We start from the raw sequence: 24,673 nt of genomic DNA on the forward strand, positions 1-24,673 counted from the left end.
ATCAATGGAACGCAATGTTGCTGCCTCACTCGTGTTCAAGACTGCAGCCAACACCAAGGTGGCCATGGCCATAGCCGTGGCCAATAATCGTGGTTACCGCTCTGTGAACGAAAACCTGTCCATCACCAGCGGTGGTGCCGAGGTCCCCTTTGCTGAACTCAGCGATCACCACGGCGGCCGCTTTCACTACCTGGAATTCAGCGAGCCGAGCGAGGTGACTGTGGACTACCGGGCAACGGTTCATGGCTTTGGGGAGCCGGATACATCCAGTCCGATGGAACTCATCAGGTACGTCAGGCCCAGCCGGTATGCGGAGTCGGACAGGCTGCTGCCTACCTCCTATGCCGAGTTTGGAAGCCTGCACGGTGCCGAGCTGCTCCATGCCGTCCGCAATTGGGTCAACGGGGAACTGCGTTACGTCAGTGGGTCCTCCCGGGGGACAGACGGCGCCGTGGAAACCCTGCTGCACCGCAAAGGTGTGTGCCGCGACTTCGCACACCTTGCCATTGCCCTCCTGCGGTCCAAGGATGTTCCCGCGCGGTTGGCGGCGGTGTACGCCCCCGGGCTAAGTCCCATGGATTTCCATGCTGTTGCGGAGGCGCACATCGACGGCGCCTGGCACATCATTGATCCCACTGGTCTCGCGCCCCGCGAATCCATGCTTCGCATCACCGCAGGCCGGGACTCCTCGGATACGGCCTTCCTGTCCACCGTGGGCGGCAGCCTGACCCTCAAAACGCTCAAGGTCAGCGCATCGGTCAACGGGGAGCTCCCGGTGGAGGACCCCCGGGAGCTCATCAGCTTGCGCTAGTGTCCGGCCACCGAGGCGCGGAGTTTCTCCGTGAGCCGCAGAAGCTCCTGCTGCTCCTCGGCCGTGAGCGCGGGCGCCACCAAGTTGGCGATGTCGCGGACATGTTCGCGGCCGATGGCCTTTTGGAGCTCGCTTCCGGCTTCGGTGAGTGAGAGCAGGACTCCGCGGCCGTCGTCGGGCGCTATGGTCCGCTCCACCAGGCCGCGCTTCTCCAGGCGGTCCACCAAGCGGCTTAAGCTGGACTGGCTGAGCAGGACCTTGTCATTGATCTCATTCAGGCGCAGCTGGCCCGAAGGGCAGCGGGAAAGCGTGAACAGGACGTCGTACTCCTTGACAGGAAGTGCCTTGAACGCCGGCCCGGACTGAAGCTTCCGCATCACCGCCACCTGGGAACGGAACAACGACTCCCAGGTTTCGGCGGCGAGGCGCACGGCGGAGGATGCCGAAAGGCTGGACATCAGGCGTCCTGCCCCGCAGCACCAGCACCAGCAGTAGCGGACGCGCTGACCTTGGCCTCCAACGCGGCGGCAACCCGTGAGGCGTGCGTGGGTGCGTCCGGCACATTCGCAGGCTTCATGGCGGCGTACTCCTTTCGAAGAACCGGCAACACCTCTTCGCCGAAGAGATCCAACTGCTCCAGGACGGTCTTCAGCGGCAGTCCGGCGTGGTCGATCAGGAACAACTGGCGCTGGTAGTCGCCGAAGGCCTCGCGGAAGGTCAGCGTCTTCTCGATGACTTCCTGCGGGCTGCCCACGGTGAGGGGAGTCTGCGAGGTGAAGTCCTCCAGGGACGGTCCGTGCCCGTAGACGGGCGCGTTGTCGAAGTATGGCCGGAATTCCTTCACGGCGTCCTGCGAGTTCTTCCTCATGAAGAACTGTCCGCCCAAGCCAACGATTGCCTGCTCCGGAGTTCCGTGGCCGTAGTGTGCGTAGCGCTCACGGTACAGGCCGATCAGCTGCTGGTAGTGCTCCTTAGGCCAGAAGATGTTGTTGGCGAAGAAACCGTCGCCGTAGTAGGCGGCCACTTCTGCGATCTGAGGCGTGCGGATGGAACCGTGCCACACGAAGGGGGCGACGTCGTCGAGCGGACGCGGCGTGGAGGTGAAGTTCTGCAGGGGTGTGCGGAACTTGCCGGACCAGTTGACGGTGTCCTCGTCCCACAGCTTGCGGAGCAGGCTGTAGTTCTCGATAGCCAGCTCGATGCCGTCCTGGATGTTCTTTCCGAACCAGGGGTACACCGGAGCTGTGTTGCCACGACCGAGCACCAGGTCCACGCGGCCATCAGAGAGGTGCTGGAGCATGGCGAAGTCTTCGGCGATCTTGACCGGATCATTGGTGGTGATCAGGGTGGTTGCCGTGGACAACGTGATGCGCTCGGTCTGGGCTGCGATGTAGGCCAGGGTGGTGGTGGGGGAGGAGGAGAAGAAGGGCCGGTTGTGGTGCTCGCCCAGGGCGTACACATCCATGCCGATTTCTTCGACCTTTTTGGCGATGGCGACGGAGGCCTTGATGCGCTCGTTTTCCGTGGGCGTGCGGCCCGTGGTGGGGTCAGTGGTGATGTCGCTGACGCTGAATACGCCGATCTGCATGATGTGCCTTTCTCCCTGCCCGAAGTCCCGGGCTCTGTAAACAGTGTACCTCAAACTAGATGCATTTGCATGTATCGATACCTGTAACAGGACAGGCCCGGGAATTGTTCCCGGGCCTGTCCACTACCAGTGCTTCTGTTGGGGGAGCCCGCTATTCTGCGGGATTATGGGCCGCACGGCGGCCAGTGACGCGTGGAATCATGCCCGTGGTCCAGTCCTGGAAATCTCCCGATGCGGAGCCGCCGTTCCCACCGGGTCCGTCGCCGGGAGCAGCCGTGGACTTGTCCTGCAAAGCCTTCAGCAGGTCCTTCTTTTCCCGGCGCCCCTCCACGAGTTTGTAGAGCACCGGAACCAGGACCAACGTCAGGGCCGTGGACGAAACCAAGCCACCGATCACCACGATTGCCAGGGGTTGGGAAATGAAGCCGCCGCCACCAGTAAGGCCTAAAGCCATGGGAGTCAGGGCGAACACCGTCGCCAAGGCGGTCATGAGGATGGGCCGCAGGCGCCGGCGCGCACCGTGTGTGATGGCATCGGCAACGTTCATGCCCGGAGAGCCGTCATGTGGCTTGCGATATTGGTTAATCAGGTCGATCAACACAATGGCGTTGGTCACCACGATGCCCACCAGCATCAGCATGCCGATCAGTGACGGCAGCCCCAAGGGAACGCCGGTGATCAACAGCAGTCCCACGGCGCCGGTCGCGGCGAACGGTACAGAAACCAACAGGATGAGCGGCTGGATGAGGGACTTGAAGGCGGCCACCATGATCACGTAGACGATGGCAATTGCCGCCAGCAGGGCCAAGCCAAGCTGCCGGAAAGACTCCGCCTGCTGCGTTGTGGCACCACCGATGGTGGCGGTGACCCCCGCAGGCAAGTCCACAGCCGCCAGCCGCTCCTGCACCGCTGCGCTGACACTGCCCAGGTTGGATCCGGACGGCGTCACGGTCACTTTGGCGGTTCGCTGCCCGTTGCTGCTGGTGATGGACACCGGGGTGTCAACCTGCTCGACGGCGGCAATCGTCTCCAGTGCCACGCCGCCACGGGCTGTGGGAAGCTGGAGTGCCCGAACTGCGGCAATGCTGGTAAAGCGCGTGCCCTCACCGATCTGCACAGGGTAGTCGTTGGTCTCGATCCGAACGGTACCGGCCGGAATGGGGCTGACCGTGGAGGCCAGGAAGGCTCCTACTTGTTCTTCCGTCAGGCCTGCCGCCACGGCCTTGGCCCGGTCAACACGGACCTGGACCACCGACTGCTTGGAAGCAAGGTTCGTGGCGACCTCCGAGCTCCCAGGAACGCCTTCCATAGCCTTGACCATGGCATCACTTGCTGTCTGCAGGTCAGCGGAATTAGCGGCCCTGATGGTGATATCCACCGTTGAGGATGTCCCGAATCCGCCCTGCTGCGATCCCACCGTCACCTTCCCGGGGGCCCCTGCCAGCTTGGCGCGAACCTCATCCTGGAGTTTGGTTTGGTTCACTTTCTCGTCAGTGACAATGGTGAATGTCGAGTTGGAGGAACCAGTGGAAGTGAGTGCAGCGAAGCCGGTCTGGGCGTTTCCGGAAGTGACCTGCACGTCCTTGATGCCCGCAATGCCCTTGAGGGACTCCTCAATCTTGGAGGCTTCATCGCTGGTGGCCTGCAGGCTGGTGCCCGCTGGAAGGACTTGGCGCACAGTCATGCTGTTCTCGCCGGAGCGGCCCAACAGATCGGTAGACAGAAGGGGCGAGACGGCGATGGTGGCCACCAGAATCAGTGCTGCTGCCGACAAGGTGATAACCGGATGCTTTTGCGTCTTGGCGAGAAGAGGAAGGTAGCCTCGCTGGAGGCGACTGCGCTCCTCGGCCTCTTGGGCTTTCCGGGCGGCTTCCTTGGCGGATGCCTGTGCCTCAGCGCCTCTTCCGGGCGAGGAAAGGAACCAGTAGGCCAGGACCGGAACGATTGTCAGGGAAACCAGCAGTGATGACAACAACGCAATGGTTACGGTCAGGGCAAAGGGCCGGAACAGCTCACCGGCGAGGTCGCCGACGAAAGCGATGGGCAGGAATACGGCCACAGTGGTCAAGGTGGAAGCCGTGATGGCCCCGGCCACTTCCCGGATGGACGTCAGGATGGCTGTCAGCTTGTGTTCGCCGTAGCTCAAATGCCGCTTGATGTTCTCGATCACCACGATGGAATCGTCAACCACCCGCCCGATCGCAATGGTGAGGGCGCCCAAAGTAAGGATATTCAGCGAGTATCCCGTGGCGGAGATGCCAATGAAGGTAATCAGCAGGGACAGCGGGATGGAGACGGCCGTGACCAACGTTGAGCGTACGGACATCAGGAAGACCAGGATGACAGCTACGGCGAAGCCAAGGCCAAGGAGCCCTTCGGTGGTGAGGTCCTTGATGGACTTTTCAATGAAAGGAGCTTGGTCGAAGACCGGCGTGAAAGTCGCGTTGTTGCCGAGTTCCTCCTCCATAGGGCCGACGGCGTCCCTCACGGCGTGCGAAATCGCCACCGTATCGCCTTCCGGCTTCTTGGTGACGGACAGGGCCAATGTGGGCTTGCCGTTGGTGCGGGTGATGGACGTGGCGGCGTCGTCCTCGATGCTGACATCGGCAACAGCCCCAATGGTTGCAGCCGTTTTTGCGCCGGCCAAAGGGAGTCCCTTGATGATGTCCAGGGAATCCACCGGGCTGCCGAGCTGGAGGGAAAGGGTCTTGCCTTGGTCCTCAATGGTGCCCACGGGGACCAACGTGCCGTTGTTCTTGAGCGCATTGCTGATGGACTGGACAGAGGCCCCTGTAGTTGCCAGATCAGCGGGGCGGGGCTGGATCAGGATGTGCTGGCTGGAGCCGCCGGTCACGTCGGCGCCACGGACGCCGTCGATCTTCTGCAGGCGGGGAACGCTGAGTCGAAGGAGGTCGGCGTTGAGTTCGCTCAGCGGCTTGTCCGACGACACCGCCAAGTAGACAATCGGGAAGTCGCTGATGTTACCGGCGATGGACTGGGGCTCGACGTCGGCCGGCAGCACGCGTTTGGCATTGGAAATCGCCCGGTCAATCTGGTTCCGCGCCCGGTCCAGGTTGGAGCCGTACGTGAACACCATAGTGATCTGTGAAACGCCGTTGCGGGACGTCGATGTGGTGGATTCAAGCCCCTCCACGCTGTTCAAAGCTGTTTCCAGGGGCTGGCTCAACTGCTTGTCCACAACCTCCGGCGAAGCGCCCGGCATGGAGGTCACCACGGTGATCTGCGGGAACTCGATGGACGGAATGAGTTCCTGCTTCAGCGACCCCATGGTGATCACGCCGAACACCGCCGCAAAGACGGTGATCAGCGCGATCAGGGCCCGGTTTCCCAGGGACAGTTTGGCCAAGCGGAACATTGCATTGACTCCTGCGGTCTACGTAACGATTCGGCTGAGGGAACCGGCCGCAGCCCCGGGTGTGGCCTAGCTTTGGATGGCGTTAGCCACTTCCAATTGCAGGGACCTTGCAGTGCTTGCTTCCAGTTCGGCCGCCAGGTCCGCATTCTCGTTGAGCTTGACGCCGTAGCCCGGCATCATGTCCTTGAGTTTGGACTGCCAACCCTTGAAGTTCTTGGGGAAGGACTTCTGCAACAGTTCGATCATGATGGGCACGGCGGTGGACGCGCCCGGAGAAGCGCCCAGCAGCGCGCCGATCGAACCATCGCGGGAAGCGATGACTTCGGTGCCGAACTGCAGCACGCCACCCTTCTGTGGGTGCTTCTTGATGATTTGTACACGCTGACCGGCGGTGATCAGTTCCCAATTGCCGCCGGATGCTTCAGGGTAGTACTCGCGCAGGGCCTCAACCTTGGCCTCGTGCCGCTTGGCAACCTCCTTGATGAGGTAGGCGGTGAGGTCCATGTTGTCCTTGGCCACGGCCAGCATGGGAATGATGTTTCCCGGGCGGATGGACAGCGGAAGGTCCAGGTAGCTGGAGGTCTTCAGGAAGTTGGTGGAGAACCCGGCGTACGGGCCGAAGAGGAGGGAGCGTTTTCCGTCCACATAGCGGGTGTCCAGGTGCGGGACGGACATTGGCGGCGCGCCGACCGAAGCCTGGCCGTAGACCTTTGCACTGTGCTGGGAAGTCACGGCGTCGTCGGTGCAGCGGAAGAACTGGCCGGAGACGGGGAAGCCGCCGTAGCCCTTGCTTTCAGGGATGCCGGATGCCTGAAGCAGGTGGAGTGCACCGCCGCCGGCTCCTACGAAGACGAACTTGGCATGGATGCGGCCGTGTTCGCCTGACTTGGGGTGCTTGATGGACAGATCCCATCCACCGCCTGCTGCGCGGTGGATGTTGGTGACGTCGTGGCCATAATTGACCTCGGCGCCGCTGCTCTGCAGGTAGCCCGTCAGCTCGCGGGTCAAGGCGCCGAAGTCGACGTCGGTGCCTTCAGCTGCGCGGGTTGCGGCCACGCGCTGCTTGCGGTCGCGGCCCTTGACGATCAACGGTGCCCATTTGGCGATCTGGTCCTGGTCCTCGGTGTACTCCATGCTGCGGAACAGCGTGTTGGGTTTCAGGGCCTCGTACCGCGTTTTGAGGAAGTTCGCGTGGTTATCGCCGATGACGAAGCTCATGTGCGGAACTGTGTTGATGAAGCCTTTGGGAGACCCGATCACTTTGCTGTCCACAAGATGGGACCAGAACTGGCGGGACAGCTGGAACTGTTCGTTAATGTGCAGGGCCTTGGACGGGTCTACGGAACCGTCTTTTGCTGCGGGGGAGTAGTTCAGCTCACACAGCGCGGCATGGCCGGTGCCGGCGTTGTTCCAGGGTCCGGAACTCTCAAGCCCTGCTTCGTCGAGTCTTTCGAACATGGAGATGGTCCAGGTGGGTTCAAGTTGCTTGATGAACGCACCAAGGGTGGCACTCATGATTCCGCCGCCAATAAGGACGACGTCGGCATGTTGAGTCTTGGAAATGAAGGTCACGATCAATCTCCGTTAGCGGCGGCACTGGCTGTCACAGAATATCCCCGTGCAGTCTCAATACTGAAATTGCGGGGAATCGTCAAGGCTTTAGGCGGACGTTTGTGAAAACTTCGTTGAGGACGGGGGAAGCCGGGTAGCTTTCAACCTTGTTGGACAGAGCCAGCGCCGAGATGGGGAAGGCTATGGGCACAGCCGGTACCGACGCCGCGATCTCAGCATTGATGGCCTGGTACTGGGCGTTGCGTTCATCGCCTTCGGGCATTGCCCGTGCGCGTTCTATCTTGTGGAAGACTTCCGAGTCGGCGTATCCGAACTCGGCGCGGGTTTCGCCAAAAAGGGGTCCGAGGAAGTTGTCTGCGTCCGCGTACGAACCGTTCCAGCCCAGGAGGTGAAGGCCCCGGTCGCCGGCCGACTGGACGCTTTGGAGGTAGCCATCTTCCCAGTCGATGGGAACCGGTTTGATGTTGAAGCCGACGGCGACGAGTTGGCGGCTGAGCTCGGCGTAAATCTTTTCCGGGGTGGGCATGTATGCCCTTGTGGCGTTGAGGGGGTAGTAGAACTTCAGCTCCTCACCCTTATAGCCGGCTTTCTTCAAGAGCTCCTTGGCCTTCTCTGGGTTGTACCCCAGGGAGGGGGCATTGTTGTTGAAGCCGCTGAGCTTGGGTGGCACGAATTGTGATGCCTGCGCCGTGTTGTCGATGAAGAACTTCCGGATCAACGCTTCCTTGTCGATCGCCATCTCGATTGCTTGGCGCACTTCGGGCTTTTCCAGCGGTGCAACAGCTTGGTTGATCCCCAGGTACATCACCGAGAAAGGGTCGCGCTGGATGATCTGGACACCCTTTTTGACCAGTTGGTCAAAAGTCCCTGAGGTCACAAGGTCGTAGGCGTCGATCTTGCCATCCAGAAGGGCCTGCTGGCGTGATTCCGCGCGATCGTAGGGGATGAAGTTGATGGTTGCGATCTGTCCCTTGTTTCCCCAGTAGCCCTTGTAGCTGGACAACGTGAGCTTTTTCTCATCCCACGCGGTGAATGCATAGGGGCCTGTGCCCACGGGATGGCCGGCGTAGGTGGACATGGCTTGGCCGTTGCGTACTTGGTCAAGGACATTGGCTGTCTTTGCCTGCAAAGCAGCCGGGGAAGATATTGCGAAGGCTGGCAAGGTCAACGCCTGAAGGAATCCAGTGAAGGGCCGCGTCAGATTGATCTGGACGTCGGTGGCCGAAACCACCTTGCAGTCTTTGAAAATGGAGAATACCGGCTGATCCGAGTACGCCTTGAAAACGCTCTGAAAGGAGATGCCCGGCGCCTGATTCCTGAGCTCCTCGGGAAACGTGAACCAGCGGTTGAAGTTGGCGCATACGGCGGTTGCATCCAGGGTAGTGCCGTCGTGGAAGGTCACACCGGACCGGAGCGTGAAGTCGTAACTGAGCCCGTTGTTGCTGTCTTTCCACTCGGTGGCGAGGAGGGGCGTGGTTTGACCTGTTTCGCCATCCACCCCCACAAGTCCTTCGAGGACTTGGCGGGTGACACGGTAGGACTCGGAATCGGCGGTCATGGCGGGATCCAGGCCCAAGGGCATGGACGCCGTGCCGAAATTGAAGGTTGCTGTCGGTTCAACCGCGGGGGAGCTGCCGGTGGATGACGACGGCGACGGGCCCGGGGTTCCGGTGCACCCTGCCAGTCCCAAAGCCAGTACGGCAGCTCCGAACTGCATGCCCAGGCGCCGCATTTTGCTGCTTGCCACTCGTGTCCCCTCAAGCCGGTTGGAAGTGCTGTGGCCGGCTTCGGCCAGACCGCATTCCAGTCTAGTTGAACGTCCTGACTGCGCTTCCCAGCGGACTTTCAGGTGCCCCGGCTGCATGAAAATGAAATACCCCCGGTCTTGCAACCGGGGGTATTTCCGTATCTGTGCGCAAGGGGGGACTTGAACCCCCACGCCCGAAGGCACAGGAACCTAAATCCTGCGTGTCTGCCAATTTCACCACTCGCGCTGGCAGGCAATCCGACCGCCTGAAAGGACGGTCGCTGCCATATACCGGCCTCCAGTGTACCCGTTACTTGTCCAGCTTGAGATCCCGCCGGAGCTTGGCTACGTGCCCGGTGGCGCGCACGTTGTACTGGGCCAGGGAAACCTTTCCATCGGGATCAACCGCAAAGGTGGATCGGATCAATCCCATGTAGCTGCGGCCGTAGTTCTTTTTCTCACCCCAGGCCCCATATGCCTCGGCGACGGTGTGATCCTCGTCCGATAGCAGCCGAAAGGTCAGTTGTTCTTCTTCGGAGAACTTGGCAAGTGCCTTGACGGGGTCGGGGGAGACACCCACCACTTCGTATCCTGCAGCCTGCAGTGACCCCAGGGAGTCGCGGAAATCGCATGCTTCCTTGGTGCACCCGGGAGTGGAAGCGGCCGGGTAGAAGTAGAGGATGGTTTTTCGTCCGCGGAGGTCCGACAAGCTCACGCTTTTGCCGGTCTCATCCTGAAGTGTGAAGTCCGGGGCGGCATCTCCCGGGATAAGTCGTTCAGCCAAAATGTTCTCCTTACCAGTGGTCGCGATTTTCCAGTTTAGTGGGCGAGGCCGCGTCCTCACCGCTTCCGCGCATATACTGTCGGCATGCCAGATATGGAAAGATGGCCCACCACCCGTTTGCTTTCGACAGCCGCGCGCCTGGTGGAAATCTCGTGGAACGAAAAATTGAAGTCCATCGGTCTTACCCACGCCGGTGTCATTGCCATGCAGGTGTTGGCTGCCAAGGGTGCCATCACGCAGGCGGCTCTGGCCGAAGTTGCGCGGGTCAAGGCCCAAACAATGGGTACCACCCTCGCGAGGCTGGAGCTGCACGGGCATGTCACCCGACAACGCAGTGACTCCGACCGCCGAAGTCACGTGGTGACTCTTACTGACGCCGGCATTGCAGCTCTTGCAGAGGCAGTAAAGCTTGAGCAGGATGTTCTGTCCCCCGTTGCCGTGGACACCGTCCGGCTGCGGGAGGAACTTCGGTTGGTCGTCCGGGGCCTGGCGGGGTTGCCCGCGCCGGAGCAGGAAGCCCACGCGGAAAACACCGACTTGCCGCAGGCCTGACCTGAGCCCGTTGCCGGGCTTCCTGCGGGAAGCTCGGCATGGAAACGCGAAAGGCTCCGGATCGTAGATGCGATCCGGAGCCTTTACTTTGTGGTGCACCCCCCGGGACTCGAACCCGGAACCCATTGATTAAGAGTCAATTGCTCTGCCAGTTGAGCTAGAGGTGCAGCTATTGTTTCGGCTTATGAGGGAATTTGCATTCCCCGTTGGCCTCTGCAACGACAAATAACTCTACACCAGTTTTTTGTGGTCACGGACCACATTCGGCCCTGCGTGATGAACGCCATGTGGTCGGTGCAGGAAGCGGCATGAATTAACACAAAAAAGGCCTTGGCGTGATATTCACACCAAGGCCTTTTGTTTTGTGCACCCCCCGGGACTCGAACCCGGAACCCATTGATTAAGAGTCAATTGCTCTGCCAGTTGAGCTAGAGGTGCAGCTGTTGATTTCGATCCCAAGGGCAAGCTTTTATTTCCCCGGCGATCTCCGCAACGACATGTAACTCTACACCACTTCTGTCCAAGTGTGAAATCCGCGGCATACCGCCACTGGCATCACGGCGCAGGCCTCAAAATCAGCGCAAAATCAGGGTTTCTGTTGTTGCTGATGACCCAGAGTGTGCCATCAGGAGCGCGGGCTACATCCCGGAGGCGCCCATATTCTCCTGTGAAGTAGGCCACAGGGGAGCCTGCGGTCTCCCCGTTAAGGGGAACCGCCCAAAGCCGTTGTCCCCGGAGCGCCCCTGTGTAGGCAACGCCGTCCACGATTTCCAGCCCACTGGGTGAGGCGTCGGACGTTGAGGGCCAGACGACCTTCGCGTCGATCAGGCCGCTGCGGCCGGGCGCTCCAGTCACGGTGGGCCAACCGTAATTGCCTCCAGGGGTAATCAGGTTCAGTTCGTCATCCACGTCAGGACCAAATTCACTGGCCCAGAGTCGTCCGGCGTTGTCCCAGGCCAGGCCTTGCACATTCCGATGCCCGTAGCTGTACACGGGATTGTCGCCGAAAGGATTCCCTGGCGCCGGGCGCCCCTCCGGAGTGAGTCGTAGGATTTTGCCGCCCAAGGCGTTCGTGTCCTGCGGCTGCTCCCGACGCTGAGAGTCACCGGTTCCGACGTAGAGGAACCCGTCCGGGCCGAATCGAATCCGGCCGCCGTTATGAGTGGAAGCCTTGGGCATTCCGGAGAAAATCACTTCAGCCTTCCCCAAAGTCACCATGCCGCTTGGATCCTCGGTCAGTTTCATGCGCACAATCCGGTTGTCGTCCGAGGACGTGAAATATGCGTACATCCAGCGGTCCGTTACGAATTCCGGCGAGAGGGCAAGGCCCAACAGCCCGCCTTCTCCGCCGGGTTCGACGCCGGGCACCTCGCCTAAGGTAGTGGCTTGACCGTCCCGGATGCTCTTTACCTGAGCGGTGTCCCGCTCGGACACCACGGCAGTGCCGTCCGGCAGGAAGACCACCGACCACGGCAGCTGCAGTCCGACGTCGAGTTTTTGGGTGACTTCCGGAGTTTGTGGCGCGGCGGGCTTGGATTCGCCGGCTTGCGTGGACTGAGACCCGGGCGAAAGGGGCCCGCCCAGTGCGGTAGCGGTGCCCTGACTTGCCGATGCCGCTGGTGTTGCCGCTGTGCCCGGAGACGACGGACTGCCCGTACATCCAGGCAGGACAACCAGGATTGCCAGCAACAGGGCATAAGAAGAAGCGGGCACCCAACGATCGCGGGTTTCCGAGGGGCGCCTTCTTGTATCCCCGACCGCTGCGTTCATGACCGCTGGCGGAAAGTCAGTGCCTGTTGCGACGTGGAGGCCGGAAACCGGCAGCTTCGGCGTGGGCGGATGATTCGAACCAGACGTCGGCGGCAGCGTCGTCATAGCCTGCAGTGTCTTCGTCGAAGTAGGTCATGGCGGACGCGCTGGCCTTGACGGGATAGGAGTCCCCGGGTGCGCTGGAGGAGCCCGTGCCGTAAGGGTGCTCGACGGCCAGATGACCAGTGCCCGCCGAGTCTTCGGCGGCAGCGGACTCGGCGCCCGGCAGGGTGGGTGAATGTGCATCGGTGTACTCGTGGTGATGGACCGGGGTACCGCTTGCATCGGTCCATGAAGATTCCCACTCCGCCTTGTCCTCAGCGGTATCCCTTGCGGCCGTGTCATCAGCCTTGGGGGCGGAGGTTGCCGTTGTGGAACTCGAGTCCCAGTCGTCAACATCGCCGGCGTCAGCCGCGTGGACCTTGGCGTCAGTATCCACGACGGGCTCGTCCACCACTGGTTCGTCAATGACAGGATCGGCCACTGAGGGGGCTGCGATGACGGGTTCCTCCACCGTCAATCCGGGTGTGGAAGCCGGGTGGACGTCAGAGGCGGCAACGGCGGGTGAATCGTCGACGGCGGTACGCGGCTCGGTCTCTACATCGGCCGCGGCGGGGGAGGCCCCGTGCGCTTCTCCGGAAGGTGCGGGTACGGGTGGGGCGGGTTCGTCGGCACGGGCTTCGATGACCTCAGGCTCCCTGACATCGGGTTCGTCGGCACGGGGGCCACTGCCCTCGGAGGCCGCTTTGCCGAGATTGGTCACACCTGCCAGGCCTGCCACGCCTGCTGCGGCTGCACCGGCATCCGGGATGGATCCCGTACTGGCGGGCGCCGTCGCTGCTGGGGGAGTGGTGCCGGATACCCCGGCGGTGCGATCCTCGGCGGTGGCGTGGGTTGAGGTGGGATCGGTATTCCGCGTCTTGTTGCGGTTCATCAACCACCAAACAATAGCGACGACCAAAACAATGACAATGACCCAAATTAACCAGTCCATGGTGGAGGCCCTTCTGCTCACAGGGGTGCAGCTCGTGGTATTCCCGACGTTACGTGCCTGCTAATGGGCTGTCCAGCGTTTGACCTGCTGCTTCGCCCGAAAACATCTCCCTACTGACCATTTGTGGAGCGGCGGATGGATGACGCAAAGACCGCACCATGGAAAAAGTATGGGCTTAATGCGGCGTGCAACAGCGTCGGCAGAGGCCCGGTAGACATAGACTTTGGACCATGAGTGACGCCACCCGGATTGCGACAGAGAATACCCCGGACATCAAACCCCGCAGCCGGGTGGTGACCGACGGCATTCACGCGGCGCCGGCCCGTGGCATGTTCCGTGCGGTGGGCATGGGCGACGACGACTTTGCCAAACCTCAAATTGGTGTCGCGAGTTCGTGGAACGAGATCACACCCTGCAACCTTTCCCTGAACCGCCTTGCCCAGGGCGCCAAGGAAGGTGTCCACGCCGGCGGCGGTTTCCCCATGCAGTTCGGTACCATCTCCGTTTCGGACGGTATCTCCATGGGCCACGAGGGCATGCACTTCTCCCTGGTCTCCCGTGAGGTGATCGCGGATTCCGTGGAGACAGTGATGCAGGCCGAACGCATCGATGGCTCTGTGCTGCTGGCAGGCTGTGACAAGTCCCTCCCGGGCATGCTCATGGCTGCTGCCCGCCTGGACCTCGCGTCGGTCTTCCTTTACGCAGGCTCCATCATGCCGGGCTGGGTCAAGCTTGAAGACGGCTCCGAGAAGGAGGTCACCCTCGTCGATGCCTTCGAGGCAGTCGGTGCCTGCGCTGCGGGCAAGATGAGCATGGAAGACCTCACCCGGATCGAAAAGGCCATCTGTCCCGGCGAAGGCGCCTGTGGTGGCATGTACACGGCCAACACCATGGCCTGCATCGGTGAGGCCTTGGGCATGTCCCTTCCGGGTTCAGCCGCCCCGCCGTCGGCAGACCGCCGTCGTGATGATTTCGCACGCAAGTCCGGCGAAGCGGTAGTTAACCTGCTGCGTCTGGGGATCACGGCCCGCGACATCATGACCAAAAAGGCGTTCGAGAATGCCATTGCGGTCACCATGGCCTTCGGCGGTTCCACCAACGCTGTGTTGCACCTGCTCGCGATCGCCCGGGAAGCCGAAGTAGAGCTGACGCTGGACGACTTCAACCGCATTGGCGACAAAATCCCGCACTTGGGGGACCTCAAGCCTTTCGGCCGCTACGTCATGACCGACGTCGACAAAATTGGCGGCGTGCCGGTCATCATGAAAGCGCTGCTCGACGCCGGACTGCTGCATGGTGACTGCCTCACCGTGACCGGCAAGACCCTCGCCGAAAACCTCGCCTCCATCAACCCGCCTGACCTTGATGGCAAGATCCTCCGCGCCTTGGACAATCCCATTCACAAGACCGGCGGCATCACCATCCTGCACGGTTCCATGGCCCCCGAAGGCGCCGTAGTGAAAAGCGCCGGGTTCGATGCGGATGTCTTTGAAGGAACTGCTCGTGTCTTCGAGCGCGAGCAGGGCGCGCTGAGCGCGTTGGATAACGGTGAGATTAGCAAGGGTGACGTGGTGGTTATCCGCTACGAAGGGCCCAAGGGCGGGCCGGGCATGCGCGAAATGCTGGCCATTACAGGAGCCATTAAGGGCGCAGGGCTTGGCAAAGACGTTCTGCTGCTGACCGACGGCCGCTTCTCGGGTGGCACAACAGGATTGTGCATCGGCCACGTTGCGCCCGAAGCCGTCGACGGCGGGCCCATTGCCTTCGTGAAGGATGGCGACCGCATCCGTGTGGACATCGCCGCGCGCTCTTTCGACCTCCTGGTGGACGACGCCGAACTCGAAGCCCGTAAGGAGGGCTGGGAGCCGCTGCCCGCAAAGTTCACCAAGGGCGTGCTGGCCAAGTACGCAAAGCTCGTCCACAGTGCCTCCACCGGGGCGTACTGCGGATAATTCCTGCCGTGGACTCCGACTGTTGAGACACAGTCGGAGTCCGGCAGGCGGACATGGCTGTCCAAATAGTGAGATACGATAGTGGTCAATTGACACGTATCTCACTTTGAGGGAACACTGAACGCATGATCACATTCGTTACCGTTGGCGTCGTCGTCCTTACCAAGCGCGTGGCTTAGCCCGACTGGTAACGAACCGTCACGCGCAAACCCCTCGAAGAGCCGGAAGGCTGAGGGGTTTTTTTATTCCCCGAAGCAAGACCCATCTAATGAAGATCCACTAAGGAAGAGTCCGATGAGCAAAGGATCGCCGATCAGCCCCTCGCTGATGGCTGCAAAGTCCGCTGGAGCCCACAAAGCTCCGGAAAAGATCGACCGTACGGCTGAAGCCGTCGTCGTCGACGCTGCTGCACCTCTCTCTCCTGTACTTGGGCCGAACACTGTTGTACCCCCAACGGTGATGTCCGGCTCGCAAGCAATTGTCCGCTCGCTCGAAGAACTCGGCGTGGACGATATTTTCGGTTTGCCCGGTGGCGCGATCCTGCCCACCTACGACCCCTTGATGGCCTCCAGCATGAATCACATCCTGGTCCGTCACGAACAGGGAGCCGGCCACGCCGCGCAAGGCTACGCCATGGTCACCGGACGGGTTGGCGTTTGCATCGCCACCTCAGGACCCGGTGCCACCAACCTCGTTACCGCCATCATGGACGCCCACATGGACTCCGTGCCGATGGTAGCCATCACCGGCCAGGTTTCCAGCGGAGTCATCGGAACCGATGCCTTCCAGGAAGCGGACATCGTGGGAATCACGATGCCCATCACCAAGCACTCGTTCCTGGTCACTGACCCCAATGACATCCCGCACGTCATGGCAGAGGCTTTCCACCTCGCATCCACGGGCCGCCCGGGACCTGTCCTGGTGGACATTGCCAAGGACGCCCAAGTTGGCCAGATGACCTTCTCCTGGCCGCCGAAGGTTGACTTGCCGGGCTACCGTCCCGTCGTGCGCGGACACAACAAGCAGGTCCGTGAAGCTGCCAAGCTGATCGCTGCTTCCAGCAAGCCGGTCCTGTACGTGGGTGGCGGTGTGGTCAAGGGCCATGCTTCTGCCGAGCTCATGGAACTCGCGCTTGCTACCGGCGCTCCCGTGGTCACTACCTTGATGGCCCGCGGCGCCTTCCCGGATTCCCACCCGCAGCACGTTGGCATGCCAGGCATGCATGGTTCCGTCTCTGCCGTCACCGCGCTCCAGCAGGCCGACCTCCTGATCACGCTCGGTGCAAGGTTTGATGACCGCGTCACCGGCGTGCTGAAGACCTTTGCCCCGTTTGCCAAGGTCATTCACGCTGACATCGACCCCGCGGAAATCTCCAAAAACCGCACTGCCGATGTTCCGATTGTTGGCTCGGTCAAGGAAATCATTCCGGAACTCACCGAGGCCGTGAAGACACAGTTCGAGCTGAGCGGGACCCCGGACCTGGATTCGTGGTGGGCCTTCCTGGGCAACCTCCGCGACACCTACCCGCTGGGTTGGACGGAGCCCGAGGACGGCCTGACCGCCCCGCAGCGCGTGATCAAGCGCATCGGCGAACTCACCGGTCCGGAAGGCATCTACGTGGCCGGCGTGGGCCAGCACCAGATGTGGGCCGCGCAGTTCATCAAGTACGAGCGCCCCCACGCCTGGCTGAACTCCGGTGGCGCAGGAACCATGGGATACTCGGTTCCTGCAGCCATGGGCGCCAAAGTTGGTGAACCGGACCGTGTGGTGTGGGCCATCGACGGGGACGGCTGCTTCCAGATGACCAATCAGGAACTGGCCACCTGCGCCATTAACAACATCCCCATCAAGGTGGCCATCATCAACAACTCCTCGCTGGGTATGGTCCGCCAATGGCAGACGCTGTTCTACGAGGGCCGTTACTCGAACACGGATCTGAACACAGGCCACGACACCATCCGGATTCCGGACTTCGTCAAGTTGGCTGATGCCTACGGTTGCGCCGCACTGCGTTGTGAGCGCGACGAAGACATTGACGCCACCATCCAGAAGGCGCTGGAAATCAACGACCGCCCGGTGGTTATCGACTTCGTCGTCAGCCCCAACTCGATGGTGTGGCCGATGGTGCCTTCGGGCGTCAGCAATGACCAGATCCAAGTTGCCCGCAACATGACCCCGGAATGGGAAGAGGAGGACTAGGCATGAGCCGTCACACACTGTCCGTTCTGGTCGAAGACAAGCCCGGCGTGCTGACCCGCGTGGCCAGCCTCTTCGCCCGGCGCGCGTTCAACATCAATTCCCTTGCTGTGGGACCCACTGAGGTTCCGGGCATGTCCCGCATGACGGTTGTCGTCGACGCCGACGGCGACCTCATTGAGCAGGTCACCAAGCAGCTCAACAAGTTGGTCAACGTGATCAAAATTGTTGAACTGACTTCAGAATCTTCCGTACAACGTGACCACATCCTGGTCAAGGTACGTGCGGATGCCGCGACACGTCTGCAGGTAACCCAAGCTGCAGACCTGTTCCGTGCCGCAGTCGTCGACGTGTCCACAGACTCGTTGGTGATTGAGGCAACCGGTACCCCCGAGAAGCTCGCCGCGCTGCTGTCAGTGCTCGAGCCGTTCGGCATCCGTGAAATCGTGCAGTCCGGCACCTTGGCCGTTGGACGGGGATCCCGCTCCATGAGTGACAGGGCGCTCCGCTCCGCGTGAGCCTTGCGTCCAGTACCGCAGCACCACTATCAATATCTACGAAAAACCACTCAAGAGGAGTTACGCAAGTGACTGAAATGTTCTACGACGATGACGCAGACCTGTCGATCATCCAGGGCCGCAAGGTAGCAATCGTTGGCTACGGCTCGCAGGGCCACGCCCACGCACTGAACCTCCGCGATTCCGGCGTCGAGGTCGTTATCGCGCTCAAGGACGGCTCAAAGTCGGCCGCCAAGGCAGAGGACGCAGGCTTCACTGTCAAGAACGTTGCTGACGCCGCCGAATGGGCCGACGTCATCATGATCCTGGCACCGGACCAGCACCAGCGTGCGATCTACAACGACTCCATCAAGGACAAGCTGACCGAAGGCAAGGCACTTGCGTTCGCACACGGCTTCAACATCCGTTTCGGCTACATCGAAGCTCCGGCCGGCGTTGACGTCATCCTGATCGCCCCGAAGGCTCCCGGCCACACTGTGCGCCGTGAATTCGAAGCCGGCCGCGGTATCCCGGACATCATCGCTGTTGAGCAGGACGCATCCGGTTCCGCTTGGGACCTGGCGAAGTCCTACGCCAAGGCAATCGGTGGAACCCGCGCCGGCGTCATCAAGACCACCTTCACCGAAGAGACCGAAACCGATCTCTTCGGCGAGCAGTCCGTCCTCTGCGGCGGCGTTTCCCAGCTGGTCCAGTACGGCTTCGAAACCCTGACCGAAGCCGGCTACCAGCCGCAGATCGCCTACTTCGAGGTTCTCCACGAGCTCAAGCTCATTGTTGACCTCATGTGGGAAGGCGGCATTGCCAAGCAGCGCTGGAGCGTTTCCGACACCGCAGAGTACGGCGACTACGTTTCCGGCCCGCGCGTCATCACCCCCGAGGTGAAGGAAAACATGAAGGCTGTCCTCGCGGACATCCAGAGCGGTGCTTTTGCCAAGCGCTTCATCGATGATCAGGATAACGGTGGCGCCGAGTTCAAGGAACTGCGTGCCAAGGCTGAGCAGCACCCCATCGAAGAGGTCGGCCGCGAACTGCGCTCCCTGTTCTCCTGGCAGCAGCAGGACGCTGACTACGTTGAAGGTTCCGCAGCCCGCTGATCCTTCCGTGCCGGCCTGAAGGCCGCACACTACGACGCCCGTCCGGCGAACACAGCCGGGCGGGCGTTGTTGCGTATGATCCGCTGTTTCTCCACCGAACAGCACAGCAGTGTGGGCTGTGAACTTCTTCACAACCGCCGCCGGTCCGGCCGTAACATCGCTCCCCGGCAACGGAATCCCGGCCCGGATTCGATATTCTGGGCTGGTCCCGGCGCCGTGCCCCGGGCCACGCATCCGCTCCTTGTCCAGTTCTGTCCAAAGTTGTCCAAAGTAAGGTGCCACCCGTGTCAGCCAGCAAACCCGTCGTCCTCCTCGCCGAGGAACTTTCGCCCGCCACAGTCGAGGCATTGGGCCCGGACTTTGAAATCCGACAGACCGACGGCGCCGACCGTTCCCAGCTGCTGTCCGCCATTGCCGACGTCGATGCCATCCTGGTCCGGTCTGCCACCCAAGTGGATGCCGAAGCAATCGCGGCGGCTAAGAACCTCAAGGTCATCGCCCGTGCTGGCGTGGGCTTGGACAACGTGGATATCAAGTCTGCAACGCAGGCCGGCGTTATGGTGGTCAACGCCCCGACGTCCAACATTGTCTCTGCCGCTGAGCTCACCGTGGGTCACATCCTGAGCCTCGCCCGCCACATTCCGCAGGCCAGCTCTGCGTTGAAGAACGGCGAGTGGAAGCGTTCCAAGTACACCGGAATCGAACTTTTTGAGAAGAAGATCGGCATCATCGGCCTGGGACGCATTGGTGCTTTGGTGGCTGCACGCCTCCAGGGTTTCGACACTCAGATCCTGGCGTACGACCCCTACATCACGTCCGCCCGCGCAGCCCAGCTGGGCGTCAAGCTGGTCACACTGGATGAGTTGCTGGAAAACTCGGACTTCATCACCATTCACATGCCTAAGACACCTGAAACGGTGGGGATGCTCGGCGCCGATGCTTTCCGCAAGATGAAGGAAACGGCCTACGTGGTCAACGTGGCCCGCGGTGGCCTCGTGGACGAGGAAGCACTTCACATTGCGCTGAAGGAAGGCCAGATTGCCGGAGCAGGCGTTGACGTCTTCGTCAAGGAGCCCAGTACGGATCTGCCGTTCTTCGAGTTCGACAACGTCATTGTGACCCCCCACCTCGGGGCATCCACGGATGAGGCCCAGGAGAAGGCAGGCGTTTCAGTTGCCAAGTCCGTGCGCCTCGCCCTCGCCGGCGAGCTGGTACCGGACGCCGTGAACGTAGCCGGCGGAGTCATTGCTCAGGACGTGCGTCCTGGCATCCCGCTGATCGAGAAGCTGGGGCGGATCTTCACCGCGCTGACCCACGCTTCCTTGACGCAGATCGACGTTGAGGTAGCCGGTGAGATTGCCGCACTGGACGTCAAGGTGCTCGAGCTCGCCGCACTGAAGGGCGTTTTCGCGGACGTCGTCACGGAGCAGGTCTCCTACGTGAATGCTCCGGTGATCGCCGAACAGCGCGGCATCAACACCCGCCTCATCACCACCCCGGACGCTGAGGATTACCGCAATGTCCTAACCATCCGTGGTGCGCTCAGCGACGGTTCCCAGATTTCTGTCGCCGGAACCCTGACCGGTCCCAAGCAGGTGGAAAAGCTTGTGGGCGTCAACGGGTACGACGTCGAAATTCCCATCAGCGAACACCTGGTGGTTGTAGCCTACGCCGACCGTCCGGGCGTGATTGGCACCATTGGACACATCCTGGGCATGAACAACATCAACATCGGCGGAATGCAGGTGGCACGCCAGACCGAAGGCGGCCAGGTACTGGCACTCCTGACCATCGACAGCTCCGTTCCGCAGCAAGTGCTGGAAGCCATCAAGGCCGGTATTGGCGCTGAGATGGTTCGCGAAGTGGACCTGGAGGACTAGCACTGATCCGTATCAGTTAGGTTCGCGTGCCGGCGACACACCTTGGCACGCAGGAGTGGCCGGTCTGCTTACAATGGCTGGGTCCGGAATTCGGACCCGGCAGCAGGCCGGCCACAACTTTTTTGCACATACAGCCCGGTATTCCTTTGTGTCTTTTGAGGAATAACGGAGCATGTGTGCGCGCCCGTAATCAAGGTCTCAGGGAGCCCAATGAACGCCGTCCAAAGGTTCATCAGAAGCCGTGTGCTGCTGCTGACCGCGGCCATTTTGATCGTCGCCATGTGCTTGTCCGTCCTCGTCCAGAGCCAGTCGCAGGCGGCTCTGAACAGGACAGTGGACGAGAACTCGCGGGGACTCTACGACATCCTGGTCCAGGCAAAGCCTGACCAGTCACAAGATGGCGACGGCGGTGCATTGATCCAGCCGGAAATCGCCAACGGCCAGGGCGGCATCAGCTTTGAACAGTTGGAGAAGATTCGGACCATGGGCCAAACGGCCGTGGCCGCGCCCATCAGCCTGGTCTCGCGCGTATCGCAAAACCTTGAGGCCCCTCGCCTTAACGCCATGGACTACCTGGGGTACAACGCGGGACTTGCCGGGGCAGTAACGGCGGGGGACCCCTCCGCCATGGACTCCAGCAAATGGCCTGCAGCGGAATCCGTGCTCTCTGATTCCCCCAAGAAGTATCGTCTGACCGCCTCTGCCACCAGCTCTGACGGCGTTAACCAGCAGACTCTCTTCAAGACCAGCGCTGAAGGTACTTTGGGCAAGGGCCGGCTGATCCAGGAACAGACTGCGGGCGGCACCAACGTCCGGATCGCGGGCCCCGAGGGCGAGACCGGCGTCAAGTTCCCGGCCCCCGCCTTGGGCTCCGAGCATAACCTCTTCAATCTCTCCGTAGCGCTTCCCTTGGCGCCCGAGGTGACAGAGTCCGTCGTCGCCGTCGACCCCGCCGCTGAGCGCGCGCTGCTGGGCTCCGCAGGAGACTTCCTGGCACCACTGGAGAAAGCTCCTCCGGCAGACGCCCGTGACGCCGGTGCAATCGGACGCCACTTCGAAAGTCTTTTCACCACCGGCCTCAGCATGGACCAGCTGGAAGAAGGACCGGATTTCCTGGGTGTAAAGCTCAAATACTGGGCGCCGCTGATGACGCAGTACCAGCAAGCCAAGCGCGACGGCCTACTGACCAATGATTCCAAGGCCATCCCGCTGATTGTCCGTTCCGGCACCTCCCTTGACCTCCAGTACTCGGTAAAGATCGAGGAACTTGATGCAAGTGGCAAGGTGGTCAAGGATGTTGGCACCGTAACGCGGTCCTTGGACAAGGACTACCTCCCGTTCGTATCCAAGTCCCCGTTCGCCCTCGAATGGCCGGGATCCACTGACCACAGCCAATTGCTGGGCAGCACGGCTTCCTTCAGCCAGGGCCTGTACAACCCGGCCGCTTGGAGCACCGCTTTTGCCGCCGCTCCGCAGTACAAGGACGGCGATGAAGCCGCCAACGGTGCAACAGACAAGAGCGCCATCCCGGGAGACTGGGTGACGGTCAACCGTTTGCCCGAGAAGTCCTCCTTTGGGGCAGCGGTGGACCAGACGCAACGCAAGCCGGTGGACGAACGTTCCTACCGGGAGGACCTGGAGACGGGCAAGAAGCCGGCTACACCATTGCCCATGGTGTACGGAACCTTCGACCCTGCCGCCGTAAAGTCTGCGGCCGGGGACGTCAACAAGCTTCCCTTGGGCGGCTATGACCCCACTCCCATGACGCTGAGCAAGGACGCTGAGGGCAAAGAGGTGGAGGGCACGGAACTGAAGCCGTCCCTGAGCGCTACGGGCCTGGTCAGCCAGTCCGCCGGAGCCATCACCGACTACTACGGTCTGGCAGCAGCTCGTGGCTACGACAGCAACGCAGATGTCATTGACGCCATCCGGGTCAAAGCATCAGCAAGCGGCAACTGGAAGACGGCACAGCCCGAGGTGGAGAAACTTGCCACCCAGATCCGCGAGCTGGGCCTTGAGGCCACTGTGGTGGCTGGATCCGCCCGCGAGGACGCCAACATTTTTGTCCCCGGCTATAGCAAAGACGACGCCGGTAAGGAATCACCGCTGGGCACCGTCCAGCAGTCGTGGGTACGGCAGGACGCGGCCGATGCCGTCTCCGGCTCCCTCACCGGAACCAATATCACCCTGCTGTTCCTGACCCTTCTTGGCGCCACACTCCTGACGGGTGCCTCCACCGTGAGCTACATCCGCCAGCGCAGGAGCGAAGCCGGAATTCTTCGCGCCATGGGGTGGACGCAAAAACGCATACGATCCTGGGTCCTGGAAGAGTTCGGCGTAGGTGCCGCTGCTCTCGCTGCCGCCGGCATTGTCCTGAGCCTGCTGAGCTGGAATATCGCCACCGTGATCGTCTCGGTGACCATGCTTGTCATTTACTGTGGTGCTGCATTGCTGGCCGCCCAGCAGTTGCGCCACCGCGTGGTGATTGATCAGGAGCCGCAGCACGACGACCGGCTGGTCACCGTGGACTCGCCGCTGACATTTGCGAACAGGCAGCTGACAACCAACCGGTTCAACTCGATCTCTCTGGCCGTGGCAGTGGGTGTGTTTGGTGCCGCAGTGGGTGCCCTCATCGCGCTCCTGATCGACATTCCCCGGGCTGCCGGCGCCAGCGCACTGAGTGGTCTTGCCGCAGCAAGCATCGCCCTGCCGAGCGTCATCCTCGCTGTTTTCGGTGTGGTTGTCGGGCTCCTGTTGACCTTGGTCACCGGCCGCTTCGAACTCCATGCCAAACGGGAGTACCTCGGTACCTTGCGTGCCATGGGCTGGAACCCGGACATGCTGGGCCAGGTCCGCTTCTTTGAAAACGCACTAGTGGGCACGGTGGCACTTCCGCTGGGTGTCCTCGGCGCCTTGGGGCTGGGGCTGCTCCTGGCTCCCTACGCGGCTCTTTGGGCCGGGCTGGCCGGTCTGCTGGCCGTAATTTGCTGGATTCCGATTGCAACGAAAGTAGTCAAATGACTGACAATCCCAACCCCGAGCTGACGGCCACCCCGGAATCGGCGGAAGAGTCATTGCAGACCCGTGCCAACACCATCGTGAGGGCCACGGATCACGCAACACCCCTGGAACTGAGCCGGGTCACCATCCACTACGGTGGCGACAAAGGCGGAGCCGAGGAAGTTGACGTGGTGGACGACTTCAACCTCACCCTTCATTCCGGCGAAATGCACTGTGTTGCCGGTCGAAGCGGCTCCGGTAAGACCAGCATCCTGACCGTCAGCGCAGGACTGACGCTCCCGACGTCGGGCAAAGTCTTCTGGGAGGGCCAGCCCCTGGACAGCATGGGCGACGACGAGATCGCGGACCGCCGCCGGGCGCTGATCGGCTACGTGGATCAGGGCGGTGCCTTGATTGACGGCATGAGCGCGTTGGAAAACGTCCTGCTCCCCGCCGTGCCCGATGGCGAAGTGGAACAGCGTACCGAGATGGCCAAGGACCTCCTGGACCTCGTGGGCCTGGGACGCCGCATGCGCCACCGTCCTGCGCAGCTTTCCGGTGGTGAACGTCAGCGCGTGGCTATTGCCCGCGCCCTGATCCTGGGAACCCGCGTATTGGTGGTGGACGAGCCCACGGCCAGCCTTGACCGTGCGGCGGCCAACCGCATCATCGGCATTCTGAAGGACACCACCAGCGATGGCATTGCCGTCCTGGTTGCCTCCCACGACCACGAGCTCGTGCGGCTCAGCGATACGCTGACCGAACTTAACTAAGCTATTTCATCCCAAAAAAAGGTAACT

17 protein-coding genes and 3 tRNA genes are annotated in these 24,673 nt (G+C 61.6%); 9 read left to right on the forward strand and 11 right to left on the reverse strand.

All coding sequences use genetic code 11. The annotated features are described in order from the left end of the window. Nucleotides 1-4: 4 nt before the first annotated feature. Nucleotides 5-811 (forward strand): transglutaminase family protein, encoded by an 807-nt coding sequence (locus MOD31_RS02545; RefSeq protein WP_142938715.1) that lies wholly within the window; start codon nucleotides 5-7, stop codon nucleotides 809-811. On the opposite strand, the gene MOD31_RS02550 is transcribed toward MOD31_RS02545, so the two are convergent. From MOD31_RS02550 to bcp, 7 genes are all read right to left on the reverse strand, one after another. Further along, the gene (locus MOD31_RS02550) at nucleotides 808-1,269 is read right to left on the reverse strand and encodes a MarR family winged helix-turn-helix transcriptional regulator (protein WP_223940482.1); all 462 of its coding nucleotides are present in this window, start codon (nucleotides 1,267-1,269) and stop codon (nucleotides 808-810) included. The genes MOD31_RS02545 and MOD31_RS02550 overlap by 4 nt on opposite strands. Next, nucleotides 1,269-2,399: an LLM class flavin-dependent oxidoreductase gene (locus MOD31_RS02555; RefSeq protein WP_142938717.1), complete on the reverse strand. Its 1,131-nt coding sequence runs from the start codon at nucleotides 2,397-2,399 to the stop codon at nucleotides 1,269-1,271. Before MOD31_RS02555 ends, MOD31_RS02550 begins: the two co-directional genes overlap by 1 nt. A 151-nt stretch (nucleotides 2,400-2,550) precedes the next feature. Next, nucleotides 2,551-5,775 (reverse strand): efflux RND transporter permease subunit, encoded by a 3,225-nt coding sequence (locus MOD31_RS02560; RefSeq protein ID WP_166840268.1) that lies wholly within the window; start codon nucleotides 5,773-5,775, stop codon nucleotides 2,551-2,553. Between the two features lie 66 nt (nucleotides 5,776-5,841). Then, a complete protein-coding gene (locus tag MOD31_RS02565; protein WP_223940481.1) occupies nucleotides 5,842-7,347 on the reverse strand; it encodes a malate:quinone oxidoreductase in 1,506 nt (501 codons plus the stop codon). Between the two features lie 79 nt (nucleotides 7,348-7,426). After that, nucleotides 7,427-9,094 (reverse strand): ABC transporter substrate-binding protein, encoded by a 1,668-nt coding sequence (locus tag MOD31_RS02570; protein ID WP_374206963.1) that lies wholly within the window; start codon nucleotides 9,092-9,094, stop codon nucleotides 7,427-7,429. Between the two features lie 165 nt (nucleotides 9,095-9,259). Beyond that, nucleotides 9,260-9,341: transfer RNA gene (locus tag MOD31_RS02575), tRNA-Leu, on the reverse strand. A gap of 63 nt (nucleotides 9,342-9,404) precedes the next feature. Then, nucleotides 9,405-9,878 carry a thioredoxin-dependent thiol peroxidase gene (gene bcp / locus MOD31_RS02580; RefSeq protein WP_142938721.1) on the reverse strand — a complete coding sequence of 158 codons (474 nt, stop codon included), beginning with the start codon at nucleotides 9,876-9,878 and terminating at the stop codon, nucleotides 9,405-9,407. 84 nt (nucleotides 9,879-9,962) lie between these two features. Between bcp and MOD31_RS02585 the strand changes: the two genes are divergently transcribed. Continuing rightward, a complete protein-coding gene (locus MOD31_RS02585) occupies nucleotides 9,963-10,430 on the forward strand; it encodes a MarR family winged helix-turn-helix transcriptional regulator (protein ID WP_250819764.1) in 468 nt (155 codons plus the stop codon). Between the two features lie 91 nt (nucleotides 10,431-10,521). Here the strand turns inward: MOD31_RS02585 and MOD31_RS02590 are convergent. The 4 genes from MOD31_RS02590 to MOD31_RS02605 all read right to left on the reverse strand — a co-directional run bounded on the left by MOD31_RS02590 (nucleotide 10,522) and on the right by MOD31_RS02605 (nucleotide 13,233). Then, nucleotides 10,522-10,597: transfer RNA gene (locus tag MOD31_RS02590), tRNA-Lys, on the reverse strand. A gap of 198 nt (nucleotides 10,598-10,795) precedes the next feature. Next, a tRNA-Lys gene (locus tag MOD31_RS02595) sits at nucleotides 10,796-10,868 on the reverse strand. Between the two features lie 117 nt (nucleotides 10,869-10,985). Further along, complete coding sequence (locus MOD31_RS02600; protein WP_166840270.1) at nucleotides 10,986-12,200, reverse strand: sorbosone dehydrogenase family protein; 1,215 nt, start codon at nucleotides 12,198-12,200, stop codon at nucleotides 10,986-10,988. Nucleotides 12,201-12,216: 16 nt separating this feature from the next. Continuing rightward, a complete protein-coding gene (locus MOD31_RS02605; RefSeq protein ID WP_250819765.1) occupies nucleotides 12,217-13,233 on the reverse strand; it encodes a hypothetical protein in 1,017 nt (338 codons plus the stop codon). Between the two features lie 230 nt (nucleotides 13,234-13,463). On the opposite strand from MOD31_RS02605, the gene ilvD reads away from it, so the two are divergent. The 7 genes from ilvD (at nucleotide 13,464) to MOD31_RS02640 (ending at nucleotide 24,646) form a co-directional block, all read left to right on the forward strand. After that, on the forward strand, nucleotides 13,464-15,185 hold the full coding sequence (ilvD, locus tag MOD31_RS02610; protein ID WP_250819766.1) for a dihydroxy-acid dehydratase: 1,722 nt from the start codon (nucleotides 13,464-13,466) through the stop codon (nucleotides 15,183-15,185). Nucleotides 15,186-15,479: 294 nt separating this feature from the next. Further along, complete coding sequence (locus MOD31_RS02615; protein ID WP_011775175.1) at nucleotides 15,480-17,384, forward strand: acetolactate synthase large subunit; 1,905 nt, start codon at nucleotides 15,480-15,482, stop codon at nucleotides 17,382-17,384. A gap of 2 nt (nucleotides 17,385-17,386) precedes the next feature. Beyond that, the gene (gene ilvN, locus MOD31_RS02620) at nucleotides 17,387-17,899 is read left to right on the forward strand and encodes an acetolactate synthase small subunit (RefSeq protein WP_011775174.1); all 513 of its coding nucleotides are present in this window, start codon (nucleotides 17,387-17,389) and stop codon (nucleotides 17,897-17,899) included. A 68-nt stretch (nucleotides 17,900-17,967) separates the two neighbouring features. After that, nucleotides 17,968-18,993: a ketol-acid reductoisomerase gene (gene ilvC / locus MOD31_RS02625; RefSeq protein ID WP_142938726.1), complete on the forward strand. Its 1,026-nt coding sequence runs from the start codon at nucleotides 17,968-17,970 to the stop codon at nucleotides 18,991-18,993. 284 nt (nucleotides 18,994-19,277) lie between these two features. Continuing rightward, nucleotides 19,278-20,873 (forward strand): phosphoglycerate dehydrogenase, encoded by a 1,596-nt coding sequence (gene serA / locus MOD31_RS02630; protein WP_142938727.1) that lies wholly within the window; start codon nucleotides 19,278-19,280, stop codon nucleotides 20,871-20,873. 210 nt (nucleotides 20,874-21,083) lie between these two features. Continuing rightward, nucleotides 21,084-23,894, forward strand: coding sequence for an FtsX-like permease family protein (locus MOD31_RS02635; RefSeq protein ID WP_142938728.1), 2,811 nt, complete (start codon nucleotides 21,084-21,086; stop codon nucleotides 23,892-23,894). Then, nucleotides 23,891-24,646, forward strand: a complete 756-nt coding sequence (locus tag MOD31_RS02640) for an ABC transporter ATP-binding protein (RefSeq protein WP_166840275.1) — start codon at nucleotides 23,891-23,893, stop codon at nucleotides 24,644-24,646. Before MOD31_RS02635 ends, MOD31_RS02640 begins: the two co-directional genes overlap by 4 nt. The last annotated feature ends 27 nt before the right edge of the window (nucleotides 24,647-24,673 follow it).

It is taken from the genome of Paenarthrobacter sp. TYUT067 (genome assembly GCF_023656375.1).
In the GTDB taxonomy this organism is placed as follows: Bacteria; Actinomycetota; Actinomycetes; order Actinomycetales; family Micrococcaceae; genus Arthrobacter.

Bases quoted from the DNA above. Each gene is read 5' to 3' on its own strand.
- ilvD (WP_250819766.1), top strand. From the start codon at position 13,464: ATGAGTGACGCCACCCGGATTGCGACAGAGAATACCCCGGACATCAAA.
- MOD31_RS02600 (WP_166840270.1), bottom strand. From the start codon at position 12,200: ATGAACGCAGCGGTCGGGGATACAAGAAGGCGCCCCTCGGAAACCCGC.
- MOD31_RS02635 (WP_142938728.1), top strand. From the start codon at position 21,084: ATGAACGCCGTCCAAAGGTTCATCAGAAGCCGTGTGCTGCTGCTGACC.
- MOD31_RS02640 (WP_166840275.1), top strand. From the start codon at position 23,891: ATGACTGACAATCCCAACCCCGAGCTGACGGCCACCCCGGAATCGGCG.
- MOD31_RS02555 (WP_142938717.1), bottom strand. From the start codon at position 2,399: ATGCAGATCGGCGTATTCAGCGTCAGCGACATCACCACTGACCCCACC.
- MOD31_RS02560 (WP_166840268.1), bottom strand. From the start codon at position 5,775: ATGTTCCGCTTGGCCAAACTGTCCCTGGGAAACCGGGCCCTGATCGCG.
- MOD31_RS02550 (WP_223940482.1), bottom strand. From the start codon at position 1,269: ATGTCCAGCCTTTCGGCATCCTCCGCCGTGCGCCTCGCCGCCGAAACC.
- MOD31_RS02585 (WP_250819764.1), top strand. From the start codon at position 9,963: ATGCCAGATATGGAAAGATGGCCCACCACCCGTTTGCTTTCGACAGCC.
- MOD31_RS02615 (WP_011775175.1), top strand. From the start codon at position 15,480: ATGAGCAAAGGATCGCCGATCAGCCCCTCGCTGATGGCTGCAAAGTCC.
- MOD31_RS02605 (WP_250819765.1), bottom strand. From the start codon at position 13,233: ATGGACTGGTTAATTTGGGTCATTGTCATTGTTTTGGTCGTCGCTATT.
- ilvN (WP_011775174.1), top strand. From the start codon at position 17,387: ATGAGCCGTCACACACTGTCCGTTCTGGTCGAAGACAAGCCCGGCGTG.
- MOD31_RS02545 (WP_142938715.1), top strand. From the start codon at position 5: ATGGAACGCAATGTTGCTGCCTCACTCGTGTTCAAGACTGCAGCCAAC.